Here is a 13,797-nt window from a genome sequence, read left to right as displayed (position 1 = left end):
CGTGCTGCTACCTCGTCGCACACAGCTTGGAACCGAGACCGCGGCTCGACCGGGCACGAAGGACGGCGTTGTAGTCCGAGGTCTTGAGTGGCTGGTATCACCTCACCACCCAGATACCAGTCCGGTATCATTCCTGTATGGCGATGACACTCCGACTCCCCGACGACCTTGACGCGAAGCTCACCGAGCGAGCTCGTCGGGAGCGCCGCAGCAAGCAGGAACTTGCCATTGAGGCCATCCGTGACGCCCAGAATCGGGCCGAACTGAAGGTCGATGACGTCCTGGTCGAACTAATGGACAGCGATGCGGAGATCCTGGACTACCTGAAGTGACCGAAGTGCGCTACATCCAGATCGACGAGATCCTGGCCATCGCTCGGACGGTCAACGATACCGAGCACAGCGTGCGTGACATGGGACTTTTGGTGTCAGCGATCGAACGGCCCCGGACGAACGTGTTCGGGGCCGAGCTGTATCCCACGCTGCACGAGAAGGCGGCGGCACTGCTGCACTCCGTTGCCCGCAATCACGCGCTGATCGACGGCAACAAGCGCACCGCCTGGCTCGCCATGCGTGTCTTCCTGCGGTTCAACGGCGTCAGCGCCAGTGCCGCCCCGCCACCTGTTTCCATTGCCGGCCCGTTCGTCGAGGAAGTCGCGCAGGACAACATCGATGTACCGGCTATTGCCAAGCGCCTGTCGGCCTGGTTCCCCGTTTCCTGACGTTCGACGTCGTGAGTACGGGACGGGATGAGGTTCCGGGAGCGGTGCTGGATCCTGGCAGTCCGCCGGGCGGACTGATCCCGTTCCTGTATTACCCGTTCGTTCAGCGGGCTGACTCGTATGTTTTCGCGAGATGGGCAGCGGGTCCGCTCGGCGTGAAATGGCGTCCTGAGAGCGCCTTCCCGATTGGGCAGCAGGCAAGCTCCACATCGGCTACGGCGGTCTCTTCCCAACCAACACCCGCCCCTGCTTTCCCAGCGGTCACGAAACGCGCTGTCCGTGCCCCTCGCGCGCCCCCCGTGCGCAATGAGCCGGTCCTTTCGCCTCGAACAAGCTGTGTCTGCGGTGATCCACCGTCCACGTCCACAGCTTGGAGGGGGACAAGATGCCGGAGGAGTGGATACGGGCTCTCGTGGCGGACTTTGGATCCGAGTGCAGGGAGCGTCTGCGGGTCAGCGACACGGAAGCGTCCATCAGCCTGCCGGTGGCGAAGCTGGTGGAAACATTCCGGGCGCGCTGGAAGCTGAGTCCTCGCCTTCATCCTGAGTATCCCTTGCCCGAGGCCCGGGTGCGTCCGGACTACGCGGTGGAGACTTCGGGGCGCATCACCGGCTTCCTGGAACTGAAGGCGCCAGGGCACGACGTCACTCCCGACGGCTTCACGAAGCGGGACCGGGAGCAGTGGGAGCTGATGCGCGGACCGCGGTGGCCCGGTACCAGTCCGGTCCCTGCGGGCACAACTCGGGCGCACAGGTGCGCCCGGACGAGGGCTCGTGCGGCGGTGACGCGGTCGGGGTTCTCGTCGGTGGCCTCGGCAGCGTCGAAGGCCGGGATGCCGCCCAGCCCGTGCTCCGCGTCGTCGAAGTTGTCCAACCTGGTCTTCGGTACGGGAGACGCCGTGTAGGCGTCGCTTCCCCAGTCCTGCCGGTCGGAGAAGAGTGAGTGGGTGCCAGTCCTTCGTGCCCACGACGACGAGGTTCGGGGTCATCCCCTCGAAGGCGGTCGTGGCGAGCGGTGCGTAGGGCTGGGCCACCGGGCCGTTCAGATCCGCGCCCCGGCCGGGCGCGGCGATCATGACGCGGGCGCCGAAGCGTGCGTCGACGGCTCACCGGCAGGTTCGGGGTTGACGGGCGTGCTCGCCGTAGCTCGGGTCGGTGATAGCCGGCGGGTTCACGAACTGGCCGACGCGCGCGGGCTGTCGGCCGCCGAACCGCTCGGCGAAGAAGGAGGGCATCCCTTCGCCCTCCGATTGCCGAGCAGCCGTGGAGAACCGTGCGGCGCACGTCGGCGGCGAACGGCCCGTCGTAGGAGGCAGGGCCGTGCGGCTCCGTGGCCGATGCCACGGAGCCGCACGGTGGTTACCGTCAGAAGCCGACGCTCGGATCGTCCGTGTCCTCTTCCGGGTCCACGCTGTACAGCGGGCGGTCCTCGATCCCCAGGGCGCGCATCAGCTCGTTGGTCGGAATCCTGTACCTACGTCCGATGCGGAGGACGGGGCAGGGGAACTCGTGCTCGCGGATCAGCCGGTACGCGGTCGTCGAGCCGATTCCGAGTGCTCGGGCCGCCGTGCGCAGGTCCACTGCGACGGGCAGGTCGAACATCTCCGTGAAACTGAGGCGGCCCTCTGCCGGGTCCTTCACCCTCGCCTCCCCGCAGGGCGAACCGGCCGGGTGTCCGCGCGGCGCTCGGGCCGTCGCCTCTTCCCGGGGCTGTGACCCGCTGAACGGTCCTGCGGCCCGTCGTCGGTGTCGATGAAGATTCCCTGTCGGCGCAGATGCTCCGGGCGCACCCGGAAACGCAGCGGTGCGCACAGCCCGTCCGGGCCGTCCGGACGGTCGACCCGTACGTCCAGGCTCTCCGCCGCCGGAGCGTCCGCCTCCTCGCCGGACGCAGCGAGAGCGGGCTCCTCGGTGATGCGTTCGATCTGGGTGGAAGGAAGCTCCCGCAGCCCTTCCCGGGCGAGATGCCACGCCCTGGCGCGCGCCGCGTGCAGCAGGGAGGAGTCGGTGAGACAGCTCGCGCCGTCCCGATCCGCCAGCTTCTCCAGGAGAGCCAGGACCATCTCGGCCTCCACGTCCGACCGGTCGGCCCGCAGGCGCGTGCAGACCCGGTGGACCGTCCCGGTCAACCGGGGCAGGGCCAGCCAGATCGCCAGGAGTTTCCCCGTGCTGTCTGGAGTCAGGTCGCTCTGCGCCGTGCGGATGACCTCCTTCCAGACCGCGGTGGCGAACTGCGGGTCGGAGCCGGGGCCGTACAAGGCCTCGTGTGTCTCGGCGGCGGTCAGCCGGACCGGATCAGCCTCGTCGGCGTCCGTGGGGACGAGCACGAAGACCGCGTCACTGGTCCGGGGATCGTCGAAGTGCCGCCTCACCGAGGCGAACGCACTGCTGTGCGGTGGATACATCAGGAAATATCCTCTCTTCGGAATACGGAAACCTGAGTCCGGAGGTGCTGGAGATACCGAGATGCTGGACGAGGTGGGTCCTGTGGTGGGGACGTACCGCCTCATATTCGCGTCAAGCGGAGACCAGTCCCACCAGCCTCACTTTGATGCGTGAGCATGCGGTAGTGGTCTTCTCGACCAGGTAACGCCGCCTTTGACCACGAGCGTGTAACAAGCGCGGCAGCCAGGCCGCGAGCTCGCCGGTGACGAAGTTCGCGAGGCTGGTGGGTGCCCGTACAGAACGGGCACCCACGAACTGTTGCGCTCAGGCGGTCTCGGAGGACGAGGTGTCCGGCGCCTCGGTGGGCGGGGTCGCCGGGGTGGTGTCCTCGGTCCGGACGGCCGCCCGCCGGCGGCGGCTCGGCGGCCAGTCGGGGGACTGGCGCAGACGGGCTGCCCGGCGGTTGCGCTGACGGCTGTTCATCGGGTTCGCGGTTCCTCTCTGATGGGTCGATGGATGACTGAGCCGCCGTTTCGTGCTTCTGCGAGCGGCTGGTGCCATCGTGCCCGGGGGTGAAGCGGGGCCGCAGAGCGAAAACTGAGGGATAACTGAGTCCCCGGGGGGCGTGAAGAAGCAAGCGTGTGTGAAGCGGCACAGCGCGGCGCACAGAGAAGGAGTGCCGGCGAGGGCCGGATCACTGACTGCGGCGCGGTGAGGGGGAGGGCGATGGAGGGATATGTGCTGGGCCCGGTGCGGGCCGAAGGGGACGGCGGCAGGAGGGTGGTCGAAGGGTCGAAGGTGGCGGCCCTGTTCGCGCTCCTGGTGACCTCGCCAGACTGCCGATGTAAGAGGAAGGACATAGCCGACGTCCTCTGGGAGGGCGTCGAGGAGGTCGGAGACCTGGTTAACCGCGTCGTCGCCGACCTGCGGAAGCGGCTGGGCCAGGAGTCCGTGCCCCATAGCGGCAAGTCGGGTTACTGCACGCTTCGCGTGCCGGTGGGAGACGTCGACCTGCTCCGTTTTCGCGAAAAGGTGAAGCAGGCTGAGGGACTGACCTGCAAAGCGCAGTTCGAGCTGCTCGGAGCGGCCTTGGAGGAGTGGGACGGCGAGGACGAACCGCTGCACGGACTGTCCGAGACCGGCTTCCACTTGCGTCGGGAGGAGTTACGGGCTGAGTTGATGGCCGCCGTGTACGCGCGGCTGGACGCAGCCTACAAGTCCAGGGAGGTCAAATGGCTGCGCGAGGAGACGGAGAAATGGTTCGAGCGTGCGCCGGAACTGCCCCAGATCTTCCGATTTTACCTGCTCGCCCACGCAGACCTGCCGGAGTCCCGACGTGAGCGGCTCATCAAGAAGTGGGAGAAGCGCAACGGAAGAGCGGGCGTCGATGTACAGGGCGCCATCGACCAGGTCCGGGGAGAGGGCCGCCGGCCGGGCGGGGCGCTCCTGCCCCCCGTTCCCGACCAGTTGCCCGGCGGCAGGCGCAAGCCGATCGGGCAGGACGAGCTGATTGGCGACCTCTTCGAGGCCGTGTGCGAGGAACAGGACGCCGGCAATCTGGCGCTGGTCCTGATCAGCGGCATGGCGGGCGTCGGGAAGACCACGGTGGCCGAGAACCTCGCCGGTCGGCTGCGGGAGCGGTTTCCCGACGGGGTGCTGCGCGGCGAACTGAACGGATTCGCCGACGGAGACGTGCGGCCCGCCGAACCGGACGAGATCCTGGACGGCTTTCTGGCCGCGCTGCCGCCCTACACCACGGTGACCGGAACGGAGAGCAAGAGCAACGCGCTGCGGTCGGCGCTGGCCCACCGGTCGGTGCTCATCGTCCTCGACGACGCGCTCAGCGCCCAGCAGGTGCTGCCGCTGCTTCCCGGAGACGGTACCTGCGCCGTGATCGTCACCAGTCGTAACGACCTCTTGCGGCTGCAGTCCGAGAGAAAGGTGCTGTTCCGCAAGATGGAGCCGCTGCACGAGGCGGACGCCTTGGAGGTACTCCAGGAGAAAGTGTCGGCCGAGGACCGGGCCAAGCACGCCGTGCCCTTCAGCAAGCTGGTCCACCTCTGCGGTCGGCTGCCGTTGGCCCTCGTGGTGGTGGCCCGGCTCTTGGAGGTCGGTGCGCGTCCGCTGCACACCCTCCCTGCCCTGGTGCGGGAGCTGGAGAAGGAGCTGGAGCGGGCGAAGCTGGACACCCTGGACCTGCCCGAGCACGAACTGTCGGTCCGCGCCGCGCTCAACTGCTCCGTGCGCGTGCTGAATGAGGAAGCCCGGCTGCTGCTGTGGCAGCTCGCCGTCCACCCCGGGCCCAGCGCTTCCTGGGAGGCGGTGATGGATCTGGGACGGGCAGTGGACGAAGGGACGCGTACCGACCGGGCCCTGGTGGACCTCGTGGCGGCGAACCTCGTGGAACATCACGGCGACCGCTTCGGGCTGCACGACCTCGTGCGGGCCTTCGCCCTTCGGCACGTGCGGCCGGTGTCGGACGGAGAGAACGCGGAGATCGAGCGGGCGACCGTACGGCAGGTGCTGGAACACCAGCTGCACAACGTCCGAGCCTGCGACCGGGTGCTCGACCGCGAACGCACCCTGCCCACCGGCGAGCCCGGAGCGGTCAGGGTCACCGACCCCGCGGACCTCGCGGAGGCGATGGCGTTCCTGGACGAGGAGTACGCCACCGTCCAGCGAGGCATTCACTTGGCGATCAATCGGCGTATCGACCGGTACGTATGGCTGCTTCCGATGGCCCTGGTCATCTACCAGTGGCGCCGCCGCCTGCTCGATGATGCGCGGCAGAACCTCCGGTACGCCGCCGAGGCGGCGGAAACCGTCGCCGGTCCGGTCGATCGCGCCATGGTCCACCGGTCGCTGGCAGGGACCCACTGGCGGCTCGGTGAGTACGACTTGGCGGTGGGCGCCCTGCGCAGGGCCGTCCGGCTCAGCGAGGAGGACCGCAGCGCGGAAGGCCGGCTGAGTCTGGCCCGTACGTTGCACCGGCTCGGGCTCACCCTGCGCAAGCAGGGCGACCGGACGGGAGCGGAGGAAGCGCTCGGCCGCGCACTGGAGTTGTGCCGGGAGGTGTCCGACCGGGTCGGGGAAGCGGCTGTTCTGAACGTCCTCGGCGCGATCCACCTCGACCGGGGCGAGCACGAGCAGGCGCTCCGTCAGTGCGCCGACGCCCTGGGCGTGGTGGAGCGCACGACGGAGCGCAGCGGCCTGGCCGATGTGCTGTTCACCCTCGCCAAGGTGCACCTGGCCCGTTCCGAACGGGACGAGGCCATCACCCTGTACCGGCAGGCCTCCGCCATCTACCGCGAACAGGAGAACTGGCCCAACGAGGACAAGGTACGGATGCTCTTCGCTGATGTCCTGGTGGCCGCGGACGACACCGACGCGGCGGTGCGGGAGCTGGAGAGAGTCGTCGTGCTGCGTGAGTTGATGGACGGTGAGGGGGTGCGGGAGGTCCGAGAGCGGCTGGAAGGGCTGAGGTGACCCGCCCGGTCGACGGCCGTCGGCTCACCGTCAAAGCCGGGGCGGATGCGTGCGGTAGTACTCGGTCGGGTCCGGGCGCAGGGGCTTCGGTGGCCGTTGCGAGCCGAGCTGGGGTAGGTAGCAGCGGAGCCGATCGAACACTTCACGGACATCCGCGGGGCGCTCCGCCGCCTTCCACCGGACCATCCACAGCGCCAGGGAGGCGAACTCCGGGGGTAGTTTGGCGAGCCGATCGGCCGGCAGCACCGGGGTACCCGCTTCCGCCAACTCTTCGAGCCCGCCGTAGGGCAGCCGCATCACGGTCATCTCCAGCAGGATGCAGCCGAGTCCGAAGATGTCGGCCCGTCGTGTCAGCCGTCCTGCCGGGCACGCGTCGGACTGCTCGGGAGAGGCCCAACCGCGGGTGCCACGTGCCCAATCAGTCTCTTCACCCGCCACGACCGCGAGGCCCATGTCGATGAGCCGGAGGCGACCGTCCGGTTGCACGATGACGTTCTCGGGTTTGAGATCGCAGTGCACCAGATTCCGGTCGTGGACTTCCGCCAGGATTTCGCACAACTGGCCGATGACGGACGCGATGATCCCTGGATGCTTAACGGGCCGAGCCGCCAGCAGGACGTTGTGCAGTTGGCGGCCCTCGACGAATTCCATGATCAGGCATCGGCGTCGTCGGTGTGTTCCCATGGCGATGATTTCGGGGATCGCCTGGATTCCCGACAGCATCACCATGTGTGATCCCTCCTTGACCAGATGCATGCCGGCCGAGCGGAAGGCGCTCTCGGGTCCGAGGTCCCGGGCTTTCTGAAGCTTCAACGCCACCTTCCGCCCGTTGCTGCGGTCACGCCCGAGGAAAAGGTCGCCCTGGCCGCCGTCGCCGACCATGTCCAGCACTTTGTAGCGCTTCTCCACATCGCCGATCTCCTCGATCTCCCTCATGGCCGTCCACCTTTCCTCCGTACGGAAATGGAGCATGAAATGTCGCAGCCATGGCTACCCCCCGACGGGGTGACCCGCACCTCCGAAGTCATCACGGTATCCGCCGGAATGTTCAAGGGGGGAGAGTTCCGATGCCCCGCCGCTGACGCTCTCAAGACCCGCGGCTACCACACCACCGACCCCGTACCGCGGCGCCGTGAGCGGTTGGAGCACTTTGCTCTGGGCCCCTTCATGGCTGCCTGCGACATCCGTTCGGGGTCTGCCGGCCGCCCGCCCCGGACACGTACCGGGCCTCTGCACGACGGTCTGCGGACCTGGTCGGAGCACGGCGTGAAGATGTACGAGGCGGCTTTCCCCCTCGACCCGGAACGCCCTCTGCACGAGGTGCCCGAGCCGTGGACGTACCGCTACCGGCCGTCCGGTCCCGACCCGCGCGACGCCCAGGAGTACCGCCTCACCGTGTGGGGCCGCTGCCTGGCCTCCCCAGACGGTGCCTACCGCGAGCTTCGTCTGCCCGTGCACCGCCTGCGGGACCTGCCGCCCGACGGGTTCACCGCGGCCGTCGCCCTGGTGCTGGCCGAGGGCGCTCCCGGACCACCGCCGGGGCATGTACGGATCGTGGAGTTCGCGCTCTTCGACGGCCGTACGCGGGAACTCTTCGCGGGAAGCCGGGAAGAGGCGCGCGCCCGGTACCGCGAACACGGCCCCGCTGCCCTGGCCGGCGTACTGGACGGACGGGAATACCGCCCGGGGGCCGCCTGTGGCGGATGCCCCTACCTGTCGGTGTGCCCAGCCCTGCGCACAGCGCCCGGACTGCTGGGCATCGAGGCGCACGACCGGCCCCGCCGCACCTGGTCGGTCACCAACGGGCGGGCCTACCGAGCCTGCCCGGCGCGTGACCACATGCGCCGGCTGCACCTGCCCACGGCGGATTCCGTCGAACGCGAGGTGACGGCCGAGCGCGGCCGGGCGCTGCACGCCTACCTCGCCGAACGGCACGCCCACGGATCGCCTCGGCCCTGCACGGTCGAGGTCCCCGAGGAGTGGGTACCGGAGGGATTCGACCTGCCCGCACACGAACGCGCACTCGGCGCCCTGCTGTTGCGGCGGCACGCCGCGGTCTGTCCGCTGCGGTACGTCGGGGACGGTACGGATGTGCGGACCGAGCCCCGGGTGGTGCGGCACGACACAGCCGCCGACGTGGTGGTCCTGGCCGCGCCCGACCTGCTCTACCGGGATGCCGGGTCATGGGTGTGGCGCGAGACCAAGACCTCCGTCACCGATCGGCGGTCCGACCGCCCCCTGCTGGAGCGTTATCCGCAGTTGGCCCTGGCCGTCGTGCTGATCGCCCGCGGTGACCTGGGCGGTGATCCGTTCCGCGCGCGGGTCGAGCTGGAGGTGCTGCGCCCCGGCGGCGCCGATCTGGAGATCATCGATCCCTTTGCCCCGGCCAATCGGGTCACCGCCGAGAAGGTACTGCGGGCGATGGTGGCCGCCTGGCACGGGGACGACCAGTACGCGGCCCGGCCCGGACGCTCCTGCGAGCGGTGCGAAGTGGCCCGCTGGTGCACGGCGTCGTCCGTCAGCGAGGCCGCGGCATGAGGGTGGGGTCGGCCGGCCGGGCCGATCGGCCGGACGCCGGCGAGGCGCCCGAGGGCGTGGGCAGCGACCTCTTCGGCGAACTCGCCCGCATGGTGGCGGCTCTCTCCGAGGTCCAAGGGCTCCGCTCCTTCACCCTGCCCTATCCCGGCCTCGCCCAGCGGGCGCTGGATCACACGGTGATGCGCTGCCTTGATGTGGGGGAGGCGCCGCCGAAAAGTCTTCCGGAGCTGTGGGAGTGGTGCCGGACCAGGCCGTCCGACGACCCACTCTTTGCGGTCCCCTCCTCCCTGGTCTCGCCGGGCACCACGCTGGTGCACCGGGTCGGCCGGATGCCGACCCGGTCGTGTCTCGAGGTGGCCTCGCACGGACCGGGCGGAGACGTGGCGGCACACGCCCGCGCGCTCCTCGGGGACCTGCACGCGCGGAGTGGAACGGAGGAGAGCTACCGGCAGTGCCGGGCGTTCCTGGCGCGTCACCCGGTCGTCCACCAGCAGGACCGCTTCGCGCAGGGTTGGAACAGGGCGGTCTGGAGCCGGGTCAAGAGCCTCTACGGTCCGTTGCCCGAGTTCCTGCTCGTCGACGGAGACTTCCTGTACTGCCCCTCGTGCAGGCTCCCCGCGCTGCCCCGGGACAGTGCCGTGCCCGTACCCGGACCGTCCGGCACCGGCGCGGAAGTCTGGTGCGAGGGGGAGGACTGCCCGCGCGACGCCCCTCCGCGGCTCATCCGTGAGCCGGACCAGGCGTGGATCCTGCAGCGCTCGCTGCGGTGGTACCTCGTACTGCCGCACCGCACCGACGAAGCCGCCCGGGAGGCACTGGAGCGCGCCGAAGTCGCGTACGAGACCCTGCCCGGTCTTCTGCCCGCCTACAGGCTCAGGGACGCTGGCCCCCGCATCGTGGACATCCAGGTGTACGACCGCCTGCAGCCAGCGCTCCTCGCAGCCCATCTCACCGACAACACACCCCTCGCGGACCGCACCCTCGTCGTGGTCCCCGACGCGCTCGCCGGACGGGACGGCTACCGGCAGGCCTTCACCGACGCCCTTCCCGCGCTCCTGCGGGACCGGCTGGTGCTCACCACCCCCATGGACCTCGTGCCCGACCTGGGACAGGCCCGGCGAGAGGAGAAGGACGATGCGTAGCCTCCCCCCGCCCTTGACCGGCGTGTTCAACGCGCTCAAAGCATTTCTGGGGTACTCCGTACCCCAGCCCGCGCTGGAAGCCCTCTGCCAGGTCGAACTCGGCCTGTACCTCCAGGAGAAGATGCTGCCGGGCAGCCCCGCGGGCAGCGCCTGGGTGCTGTTCAGCGGGTACGGGTTCGCCGAGGCGCACCGGGCATCGCTGCCACCCGATGCGGCGAAGACCCTGCGTATCGCCAGGTACTCGCTGTGGACGCTGCGCCGGAGCCGTACCTGGCTCGAGGCGCTGGACACCTACCAGAGGTTCGACCCCAGGGTGCGCGCCTACGACGTACCGGACGCCGAGACACCCGCCGCCCGCCGCGACCTCTCCGTCGCCGGTGACCGCTTCTCCGTCTACGAGCAACTGCTGCGTGCCGCACCGCCGCTGGCGGGCAGGCGCCTGCAGGTCGCGGGTCAGGGCCCGCACGCCTTCCCCGTCAGTCGCACCATGGCCGTCGTCGACCTGCCGCCGGTCCCCCGCATCCCCCTCGTCGCCCACGACATGGACCTGGAACCGGCCGGCGGCGGCAAGCCCTTGATCTTCACCAGGGAGGACCTGGAACGCACGGTGGCGGAGATGGACGCCCAACACGCTCGCTCCGGCAAGGGCCGGGCACCACGGTGGCTGGAGCGGCTACGGTCGTTCGACCTCTCCACCAAGGAGAACGGAACCTTCCACAAGGCGAGGGAGGACGAGGACTTCGCCTTCACGGTCGATGGCATCCAGCACCTGCTCGGCATCGTCGGCGCCGGCAAGAGCACACTGCGCGACATCATCGCCGTCTATCTCGCCAAGCTAGGCAAGCGCACCACCATCGTCGTCACCGATGTCGCGGAGGTGCTGAAGCTCGTCCGGCTCTACGACCTCTACACCGACGGCGCCGCCGCACCCGTGCTCGGCTCCTCGGGCCGTGAGCGGCACGCCCAGCGGTTGCACCGTCGGCTGGCGGGCCGGGGCGAGCACCGACTGCTCGCCCACGACGACCCCGCCTTCGCCTACCTCGGGACGTCCTGCCTGCTCAACGTCAGACGGCAGGGCGCCACGTCGACGACCGAACCAATCGCCTACGGTGAGGCACCCTGCTCCCGGCTCCGCCCCCCCTCGGCCCTGCGGCGTGACCCGAGCGACGGACGGCACTCCGCGTGGCAGAAGGGGGTGACGAGCTGCCCGTACTGGTCCGCCTGTCCCCGTCATCACGGAGCTCGCACCCTGGTTGGCGCTCTGATCTGGGTGGCTACGCCGGCCGGACTGATCGATGCCGAGCCGCCCCGCCCCCAGAACGGCGAGCGCATCCGCTTCCTCGAACTCGCCTGCCGCCGTAGTGACCTTGTGATCATCGACGAGGCCGACCGTGTCCAGATGCAGCTCGACCAGACTTTCGCACCCGCCGTGGTCCTCGCCAGCGACGAGGACAAGGGCCTCATCGACCAGCTGAGCCGGCACAAGATCCGGGAACTCGCGGCCGGCGGACGCACCCAGCTCTCCGAACGGGACGTCGAGACCTTCGCCGCCGCCCTCAACACCGCAGGCGCGGCCACCGACCGGCTGTACGCGATGCTCGTCGCCGGGTACGAGCTGCGCAAGTGGGTGCGGACGGGCTACTTCAGCGCCTGGACGCTCCAGCTGGGGCTCCTAGACGAACGCTACGAACTCCCCGACGACAGCGGTCCGGACCACCCTCATCACGCCCCCCGCGAGGCTCTCGGGATACTGCTCGACGCGTTCCGGGACAACCCCTTCGGTGACCGTCACCGCAGGACGGAGGAGGACTTCAGCCGGCTGACCGCCCTCCTCAACGAACTGCTCCACACCGGCAACCCGGAGAACACCCGGCGCCGCCTCACCGAGGTCATGGACGAGGTCTTCGCCATCGACCCGAAGTACATGGCTGCCCGGCAGCGGAAGTACCAAGAGGCGTACGACAAGTGGCGGCGGGAGGAGGAACAGGGGAAGAAGCGGGGGCGCCGCAGCAAGCCCAAGCCTCCGCCCCAGACTCCCGAGGAATGGCGGAAGCAACTCGCGGAGCGCTTCGAGTTCACACTGTTGCTCAGCGCCCTGGAACGACGGCTCGCCATGATCAGCGCCATGTGGCCCCGCGTCGAGGCCGCCCTCAGCCTGGGCTTCAACACGATGTACCGCCGACCTCTCGACTACGGCCCGATGGTGCCCGAGGCCCCGATGGGCAATGTGCTCGGCTTCCAGTTCCGGGTCCCGGGTGAGGACAAGGGCGGAGTCCGCAGCGGCGAACTGACCTTCTTCCGTTGCAGCGGCGTCGGACGTGAGCTGCTGCGCGCCATCCCCGATCTCACCTCCGTAGACGCCAGGCCCGGTGCCCACTTGCTGCTCATGTCGGGCAGCAGCTGGGCGGGCGCGTCCAGCCGCTACCACGTCTGCGTCCCGGTCGGTGTGGTCATCGAACCGCCGGCCGAGGTGACCGAACGCATCGCCAACGAGAGCTCCATGCGCTTCGAGTTCATCGACGACGGCGACGAGAAACTGCGCATGTCGGGAACCCACCCGGACGACCGCCCGGAGAAGCTGCGCCGCATCGCGTGCCATCTAGGTGAGGGCGGAGACGAGTACGAGGTCACTGAAGGTGGTCCGCTCCAGCAGGAGTTGCTCTCTCTTCCTCCCGGGCGCGACCAGATCCTTCTGCTGGTCGGCAGCTACGCCGAGGCACGTGTGGTGGCCGACACACTGCACAACCTCAACGTCCGCTGGCGCAACAAGGTGCTGTGCCTGGTGTCGGACGACGAGGAGATCACCGCGGAGGACGAGGCGCCGTCGGCCTACCACGCCCGATCACTGCGCCGGGGCGACGTCGAGCACCTGAAGGACCTCGAGGCGGACATCCTGGTGGCGCCCCTACTCGCGCTGGAACGCGGCCACAACATCCTCAACGAAGACGACGAGGCGGCCATCGGCACGGTCTACTTCCTGGCACGGCCCCATCCGCACCCAGAGGACCTCCACCTGGCCGTCAACGCCGTCAACGACTGGGTCGTCCGCGCCGTCACCGGTCGTGACTTCGCCACCCTGGTACAGGGAAAACCCACCGTCGAGGAAGGAGCGGAGGAGTTCCGCCGCCTCGCCCGTTCGTACTGGTACCAGGTACTCGCCCGTTCTATGGCGTGGAGCCGTCTCGACGACGACGTACGGGAGCAGGTCACCTGGGACATGCTGGTCCTGTTGTGGCAGGTGATCGGGCGACTGGTACGCGGTGGCGTACCGGCCCGGGTGGTCTTCGTCGACGCCGCCTTCGCCCCCAACCGCGGCGCCGTACCGGCGCGGCCCGACACCCCCGAATCCAGTCTGCTGCACAGCGTCCTCGCCGTCCTCGACCCGTATTTCGACGGCGGCACGACGACCGCGGAGGAGCAGTTCATCGTCCGCGCCCTGTACGCGCCCCTGCGCAGCATGCTCACCCGCCTGCTCGCCGCCGTACCCGCCCACCCGTAAGCGCCGAACCCCTGTCCCAGGAGGTAA

The 13,797-nt window shown here is 69.2% G+C and carries 11 protein-coding genes; 6 read left to right on the top strand and 5 right to left on the bottom strand.

The features are described 5' to 3' along the window. Positions 1 to 137: 137 nt before the first annotated feature. Entirely contained in the window at positions 138 to 332 is a 195-nt protein-coding gene (locus ACFYWQ_RS12935; protein ID WP_356122721.1) for a ribbon-helix-helix protein, CopG family, read from the top strand. Continuing rightward, a complete protein-coding gene (locus ACFYWQ_RS12930; RefSeq protein WP_389515651.1) occupies positions 329 to 721 on the top strand; it encodes a type II toxin-antitoxin system death-on-curing family toxin in 393 nt (130 codons plus the stop codon). The genes ACFYWQ_RS12935 and ACFYWQ_RS12930 overlap by 4 nt, the downstream gene beginning before the upstream one ends. Before the next feature lie 579 nt (positions 722 to 1,300). Here the strand turns inward: ACFYWQ_RS12930 and ACFYWQ_RS12925 are convergent. The 4 genes from ACFYWQ_RS12925 to ACFYWQ_RS12910 form a co-directional block, all read right to left on the bottom strand. After that, the gene (locus tag ACFYWQ_RS12925; protein ID WP_389515649.1) at positions 1,301 to 1,594 is read right to left on the bottom strand and encodes a hypothetical protein; all 294 of its coding nucleotides are present in this window, start codon (positions 1,592 to 1,594) and stop codon (positions 1,301 to 1,303) included. A gap of 491 nt (positions 1,595 to 2,085) precedes the next feature. Next, entirely contained in the window at positions 2,086 to 2,322 is a 237-nt protein-coding gene (locus ACFYWQ_RS12920; protein ID WP_078992515.1) for a helix-turn-helix domain-containing protein, read from the bottom strand. Positions 2,323 to 2,357: 35 nt separating this feature from the next. Beyond that, positions 2,358 to 3,125 (bottom strand): hypothetical protein, encoded by a 768-nt coding sequence (locus ACFYWQ_RS12915; RefSeq protein WP_389515647.1) that lies wholly within the window; start codon positions 3,123 to 3,125, stop codon positions 2,358 to 2,360. Positions 3,126 to 3,429: 304 nt separating this feature from the next. Beyond that, on the bottom strand, positions 3,430 to 3,588 hold the full coding sequence (locus ACFYWQ_RS12910; protein ID WP_157854403.1) for a hypothetical protein: 159 nt from the start codon (positions 3,586 to 3,588) through the stop codon (positions 3,430 to 3,432). 243 nt (positions 3,589 to 3,831) lie between these two features. Here ACFYWQ_RS12910 and ACFYWQ_RS12905 point away from each other — a divergent pair, with 243 nt between their 5' ends. Further along, positions 3,832 to 6,591 (top strand): tetratricopeptide repeat protein, encoded by a 2,760-nt coding sequence (locus tag ACFYWQ_RS12905; RefSeq protein ID WP_389515645.1) that lies wholly within the window; start codon positions 3,832 to 3,834, stop codon positions 6,589 to 6,591. A 30-nt stretch (positions 6,592 to 6,621) separates the two neighbouring features. Here the strand turns inward: ACFYWQ_RS12905 and ACFYWQ_RS12900 are convergent, their stop codons facing one another. Further along, the gene (locus ACFYWQ_RS12900; protein WP_389515643.1) at positions 6,622 to 7,527 is read right to left on the bottom strand and encodes a serine/threonine-protein kinase; all 906 of its coding nucleotides are present in this window, start codon (positions 7,525 to 7,527) and stop codon (positions 6,622 to 6,624) included. A gap of 336 nt (positions 7,528 to 7,863) precedes the next feature. Between ACFYWQ_RS12900 and ACFYWQ_RS12895 the strand changes: the two genes are divergently transcribed. From ACFYWQ_RS12895 to ACFYWQ_RS12885, 3 genes are read left to right on the top strand one after another with little or no spacing between them, the layout of a single operon-like run. Beyond that, a complete protein-coding gene (locus tag ACFYWQ_RS12895) occupies positions 7,864 to 9,129 on the top strand; it encodes a PD-(D/E)XK nuclease family protein (protein ID WP_389515955.1) in 1,266 nt (421 codons plus the stop codon). Then, a complete protein-coding gene (locus tag ACFYWQ_RS12890) occupies positions 9,126 to 10,271 on the top strand; it encodes a hypothetical protein (protein ID WP_389515641.1) in 1,146 nt (381 codons plus the stop codon). Before ACFYWQ_RS12895 ends, ACFYWQ_RS12890 begins: the two co-directional genes overlap by 4 nt. Then, a complete protein-coding gene (locus tag ACFYWQ_RS12885) occupies positions 10,264 to 13,770 on the top strand; it encodes a hypothetical protein (RefSeq protein WP_389515638.1) in 3,507 nt (1,168 codons plus the stop codon). Before ACFYWQ_RS12890 ends, ACFYWQ_RS12885 begins: the two co-directional genes overlap by 8 nt. Positions 13,771 to 13,797 lie beyond the last annotated feature (27 nt).

The sequence above is a fragment of the Streptomyces sp. NPDC003247 genome (genome assembly GCF_042888135.1).
Classification (GTDB): Bacteria; Actinomycetota; Actinomycetes; order Streptomycetales; family Streptomycetaceae; genus Streptomyces.
Note: the sequence above shows the minus strand (reverse complement) of the source record. Positions and strands in the feature narration are given on the sequence as shown.